Origin of the sequence: Thermogemmatispora sp. (genome assembly GCF_019683755.1) — a bacterium.
GTDB lineage: Bacteria > Chloroflexota > Ktedonobacteria > Ktedonobacterales > Ktedonobacteraceae > Thermogemmatispora.
Genome location: NZ_JADGHT010000339.1, coordinates 1 through 4902 on the forward strand (window position 1 = coordinate 1; position 4902 = coordinate 4902).

A 4902-nucleotide genomic window follows, 5' to 3' on the forward strand; every position below is an offset into this window, starting at 1 on the left:
CCCAGAGAGGTCCATTTACCGTTGCTTCCTCACGGACCTGGCGGGGTTCACAGACATCTGCCGCGCAGGACCCAATTGCGCCGAGCGGCAGGGCGGGGAGAAAACCGGTCTGTTCCTGGCCGCTCGTTCTCTCTTGCAGGATCTGCCTTCGCGGACCAGGGCTTATTGTACACCTGTCCCAGGTGTCTTGTCAAGATTGCTTAGGAGCGGCAGCGTAGCCCTGGTCGCGGCCCAAGTGTATGCTTGCCGCAGAAGATCTGCCACTGACCAGCCAGAGGAGTATTCCTCGCGAGCACAGCGGCGGAGGGGAGCGCTGCCTGTGCCGCGAGAGGGGCTATATTGAAATGGGCAAACAGACAGGCGCTCCGAACGCAGCCGCTTCGGGATTGGCTACAAATACTTTTCGATCAACAGGCGATACTTCTCGCGCACCGCCTCGGGGATCACAGAGCGATCAGTGATGATAGCGGAGGCCAGCGCATGGGGGCAATCACAGCTCACAGTGCTGCGATCGGCGGGAATCTTGCTGACCAGGCGCCGCAGGATGCGCTGAGCATTGGTCACATTCGCATTCAAATTCTGGACCACCAGCTCAACCGAAACCGACTCCTCGCTCTCGTGCCAGCAGTCATAGTCAGTCACGCAGGCCAAAGTAGCATAGCACAGCTCTGCCTCGCGGGCCAGCTTAGCCTCCGGCAGGGCGGTCATACCGATAATATCCATGCCCCAACTGCGGTAAGCAAACGACTCTGCCTTCGTTGAAAAGAGCGGCCCTTCGATACAGACATAGGTACCGCCCTCGTGAACGCGCACATCGCCCAGCTCACGGGCCGTCTCCAGCAGAAGCCGGCTCAAGGTAGGACAGAACGGCTCAGCAAAGGTGCAGTGAACCACCAGGCCGCCTTCGAAAAATGAATTCACGCGGCTCTTCGTGCGATCGAACAACTGACTAGGAATGACCAGATCGCGGGGGGCAATATCCTCGCGCAGGCTGCCAACCGCACTGACCGAGATCACCCATTGCACGCCCAGGCTCTTCAAGGCCCAAATATTGGCGCGTACCGGAATCTCGGTCGGACTAAGGCGATGGCCGCGTCCGTGGCGTGGCAGAAAGGCTACGGGCACCCCTTCCAGCTTCCCAATTGTAATCACATCGCTAGGAGCGCCAAAGGGCGTTTCCACAGCCACCTCTTCCAGATCAGTCATCCCCTCCATACGATAGAGGCCGCTCCCGCCAATCACCCCAATAGTTGCTTGAGGCATAGCGATCACATCCTCCTTGCTGGCAGAAATGGTCACAGCTCTCCTGGCCATAAGGCGCCTATGAGCTGCGTCGAGGACGATTCTTCCTCATACGCGCGCAACCAAAGTCAGGCTGACCTGATGCGCAGATAGCGTAACTTCCCCACCTTCAGTACAGCGCCCTCACGCGCGGGTACCGTGAAATCGGGGGTCTGAATTGTCTGAGCCTGGCTGCTAGAGCCTTCGGGGAAAAAGCTGACACCGCCCTGCTGAATCAGACGCCGGGCCTCATTGCGGCTAGAAGCCAGCTTGGCATCGACCATCAGCGTCACAATGTTGACCGGCTCCGTCAGGCGGTACTCGGGCATCTCGGCTGGCAGTTGGCGCTGTGAAAACTGACGGATGAAGGCCTCTTCTGCCTCCTGAGCCGCTGCGGGACCGTGAAACTCACTCACGATCTCGCGAGCCATTCGGCGCTTGACCAGCATGGGATTAAGCGTGCCCTCGGCCATCTTGCGGCTCATCTCCTCTAGCTCCTCCTCGGGCACATCGGTCAGCGTCTCAAAGTAGCTCATCATGGCATGGTCGGGCAGCGACATCAGCTTGCCATACATATCGTTGGGAGGAGCCGTCAGAGCGATATAGTTATTCAAGGATTTTCCCATCTTCAATTGGCCATCCAGCCCGACGATCAGTTGCACTGTCAGAATCTGCTGGGGGGCCTGACCAAAAATCGGCTGCAGCTCACGTCCCACCAAGAGATTAAAGGTCTGATCTGTCCCCCCGATCTCCACATCAGCGCGCAGGGCCACCGAATCGTAGCCCTGCAGCAGCGGATACATCAGCTCGGAGAGGTAAATCTCAATACCGTTGCGGAAGCGCTTAGCGAAATCGTCGCGAGCCAACATCTGGGCCACCGTCTTATAGCTCAGCAGGCGCATGACGTCGGCCAGGGTAAACTGATCGAACCATTCGCTTTGCCAGCGCACCTCGGTCTGTTCGCGATCGACAACACGGTAAAACTGATCGAGGTAGGTGGCAGCATTGGCCTTGACCTGCTCGGCGCTCAGCGGCTTACGCGCATTCTCGCGCCCACTGGGGTCGCCCAGGCGAGCCGTCCAGTCGCCGATCACGACAACAGCCTTATGGCCCAGACGCTGGAACTGACGCAGCTTGCGAAAAACCACCGCATGACCGATAGTCAGCTCATAGTGGCTGGGATCAACGCCGAGCTTGACCCGCAACGGTTCCCCACGGTTGCCTTCCAGCAGCAGGCGCCGTAACTCCTCCTCCTTCTCCACCAGCACCACGCCGCGCTTGAGCACGCGTTCGATCTCAGCTTGCTCTGGTGACTGCTTCACCGTCACGTCTTCTGCACCCTTCCTCTTCTAACGAGATGATTTGGTTGGTGAGATTAGGATTGCTTGCGTATTGTCAGCATTGTAGCAGAAAGCTGACGGGGCGTCGAGAGGCTGAGTTTGACAAGACCATTATCAACTTTTCTAACAGAATTCTTATAGATTGCAAACGTTGCTCTAATATAAAGCGCGCTATACTCTAAAGCGAGAGACAAGCTCTGCTCGGTGCGGAGCCCACAGGCGACCGCTCTCTAGGGAGGCAAATGCGGAAAGCAGCCTGTTGCACTGGAGAGCGAGCCTGTCGGCGTGAGTAGACGAGCTGAAGAGGATGTGAGCGAGAGAGGCAGTCAGTCGCAGACAGGCAACGGAGTCTTAGCGAGTAAGGCACGTCAGAGTGAGGCTAGAAAAGGAAGTTTGACGGCTAGATTATGCAAAGGAGGTGTTAAAAGTTATGCCCGATCTGACGCGTTATAATCCATTTCAGGAGATGATTTCCCTGCGTGAGGCGATGGATCGTCTCTTTGAGGAGAGCTTCATTTCGCCGCGCAGCCTGCTGAGCCGGGGCGTTGCCTCGAACCTGTACGAGACAAAAGACGACTTCATCCTACAGATCCCCATGCCGGGAGTGAAGCCGGAGGACGTTGAGATCACCGCGCAGCAAGACACAGTCTCTGTCAAATGGGAGACGAAGCCGGTAGCGCCCGAGAATGCAACGGTCCACTGGCGCAACTTTGGCAACGGGCAGTATCAGCAATCGTTCACGCTGCCTGCGCCGATCAATCCCGATCGAGCCGAGGCCAACTATCAGAACGGTATCCTGACCTTGCGCCTGCCCAAAGCTGAACAGGCCCGTACGCGCACCGTCAAGGTCAACGCCCGCTAAGCGGACCGGGTCTGCGGTGATCAGCAACGCTGGCCTGTTGGCACCTTTCCCTTGGCGCGATGGAAACTATCTGGAAGCGTGGGGGAAGGCGCGGGCCAGCGTTGCTCTCGGTGACCTCCTGGGTTCAGAGTCTTTCTGGTCTGAGCTTCCCCATATCCAGCCTCCAGCCAAAGTGGTAAGGTGACTGACTCGCGTCTGCTCGGCTTGCAGTGATGGGCCTTGCTCCTACTCGTGCTCGCCGGAGCCCTCCACTGGCCCCCTCGATAGAGAGGATTCGCCTCCCTGAGCTTCTTCGTTCTCAGCCTCCTGGCGCAGACGGTTGCGCGCCGTAATGATATGGTAGAGAATAATGAGTTGCGTTAGCGCCAGCGGGTCGCTTTGACGCAAGACATTGCCGACGTAGAAGCGTCCGAGCATGCTCAAGCGCTCTGGGCGCAGGTGGTTGATCTCCTGCATATGGGCCCAGATACAATTTTCCAGCTCACAGGCCTTTTGATGGCTAATGTCGCCATCGATCTCCAGGACATCGCGCAGCACCCCATCATAGACCTCCTCCACCAGGCGCAGAGCCGGCCTGCGCCCGTTGTGGGAGGCTTCCAGAACATCTGAGAGATCGATTTTGGGGGCGTGCTTTGCCTCAATGAGGCGTACGTCGAGATGAGCCAGGTCGCGTGTGCGATAGTAGAGACTACCACGGTAAAAGCGAACGATGATATCGGCAAAGCGTTTCTGCGGCTGGATATAGAGCAGGCTATCGCGGCGGCGCAAGGCGATCTGCTCCCGCACCTGCTCGACGGTGTAGCCGCGCGAGGTGCTATCGCGCATAATCTTCCACTGCTGCTGCAGGGCGGCCTCTGGGTCGAGATAAATGCGCACGTGGGCCAGGCGACGCAGCTCCGGGGTAAAGAGCGCATGCAGGCCATGCACGAAAATAATCTCCGCCGGCTTTACCTCCTCGGGCGGGCCGAAGGTGCCAGTGCGGTGGTCGTAGACCGGCTTCACGATGGTCTCGCCACGCGCCAGGCGCTGCAAGTGCTCGGTCATCAGCGGAAAATTATTAGCGCACGGATGAAGGGCCGTGATGCCGGCGCGCATGCGAGCCGCGCGATCCAAGGTGTGGTAGTCATCGAGGCAAATATGTGTCACGGAATCCTGGCCGAAGAGCTGCACCATTCCATCGGTCAGAGTGCTCTTCCCTGAGCCGCTATCCCCACAGACCGCGACAATGAGAGGCTTGTGAGCTGTCTTCTGTCTCTCCATGAGTTAGCCACTGATTAGCAGGCCAGCAGGCAAAACACATCAAGGTGCTGCTGCCAGGCGTCTGCGTGCTCTGAACACCATCCGTTCCACCTCGCCGGAAGCGGACCTTTCCCAAGGGTTCGCTGGTTAAAAGTATAGCATATCTCGCCTATCTCGCGG

The 4902-nt window shown here is 58.2% G+C and carries 4 protein-coding genes and 1 other RNA gene; 1 reads left to right on the plus strand and 4 read right to left on the minus strand.

Annotated features, from left to right (window positions below; genetic code table 11):
- From ffs to tyrS, 3 genes are all read right to left on the minus strand, one after another.
- Window positions 1-77: signal recognition particle sRNA small type (ffs, locus tag IRZ24_RS16700), an RNA gene on the minus strand; the annotation flags it as partial.
- Window positions 78-390: 313 nt separating this feature from the next.
- On the minus strand, window positions 391-1263 hold the full coding sequence (gene mtnP, locus IRZ24_RS16705; RefSeq protein WP_297166605.1) for an S-methyl-5'-thioadenosine phosphorylase: 873 nt from the start codon (window positions 1261-1263) through the stop codon (window positions 391-393).
- Between the two features lie 107 nt (window positions 1264-1370).
- Window positions 1371-2609 (minus strand): tyrosine--tRNA ligase, encoded by a 1239-nt coding sequence (gene tyrS, locus IRZ24_RS16710; protein ID WP_297166607.1) that lies wholly within the window; start codon window positions 2607-2609, stop codon window positions 1371-1373.
- A gap of 442 nt (window positions 2610-3051) precedes the next feature.
- On the opposite strand from tyrS, the gene IRZ24_RS16715 reads away from it, so the two are divergent.
- Window positions 3052-3483 carry an Hsp20/alpha crystallin family protein gene (locus tag IRZ24_RS16715; RefSeq protein WP_297166610.1) on the plus strand — a complete coding sequence of 144 codons (432 nt, stop codon included), beginning with the start codon at window positions 3052-3054 and terminating at the stop codon, window positions 3481-3483.
- A gap of 225 nt (window positions 3484-3708) precedes the next feature.
- Here the strand turns inward: IRZ24_RS16715 and IRZ24_RS16720 are convergent, their stop codons facing one another.
- Window positions 3709-4743, minus strand: coding sequence for a phosphoribulokinase (locus IRZ24_RS16720; protein WP_297166613.1), 1035 nt, complete (start codon window positions 4741-4743; stop codon window positions 3709-3711).
- Window positions 4744-4902 lie beyond the last annotated feature (159 nt).

Coding starts and splice junctions, on each gene's coding strand:
- mtnP (WP_297166605.1), bottom strand. CDS start 1,263: ATGCCTCAAGCAACTATTGGGGTGATTGGCGGGAGCGGCCTCTATCGT.
- IRZ24_RS16715 (WP_297166610.1), top strand. CDS start 3,052: ATGCCCGATCTGACGCGTTATAATCCATTTCAGGAGATGATTTCCCTG.
- IRZ24_RS16720 (WP_297166613.1), bottom strand. CDS start 4,743: ATGGAGAGACAGAAGACAGCTCACAAGCCTCTCATTGTCGCGGTCTGT.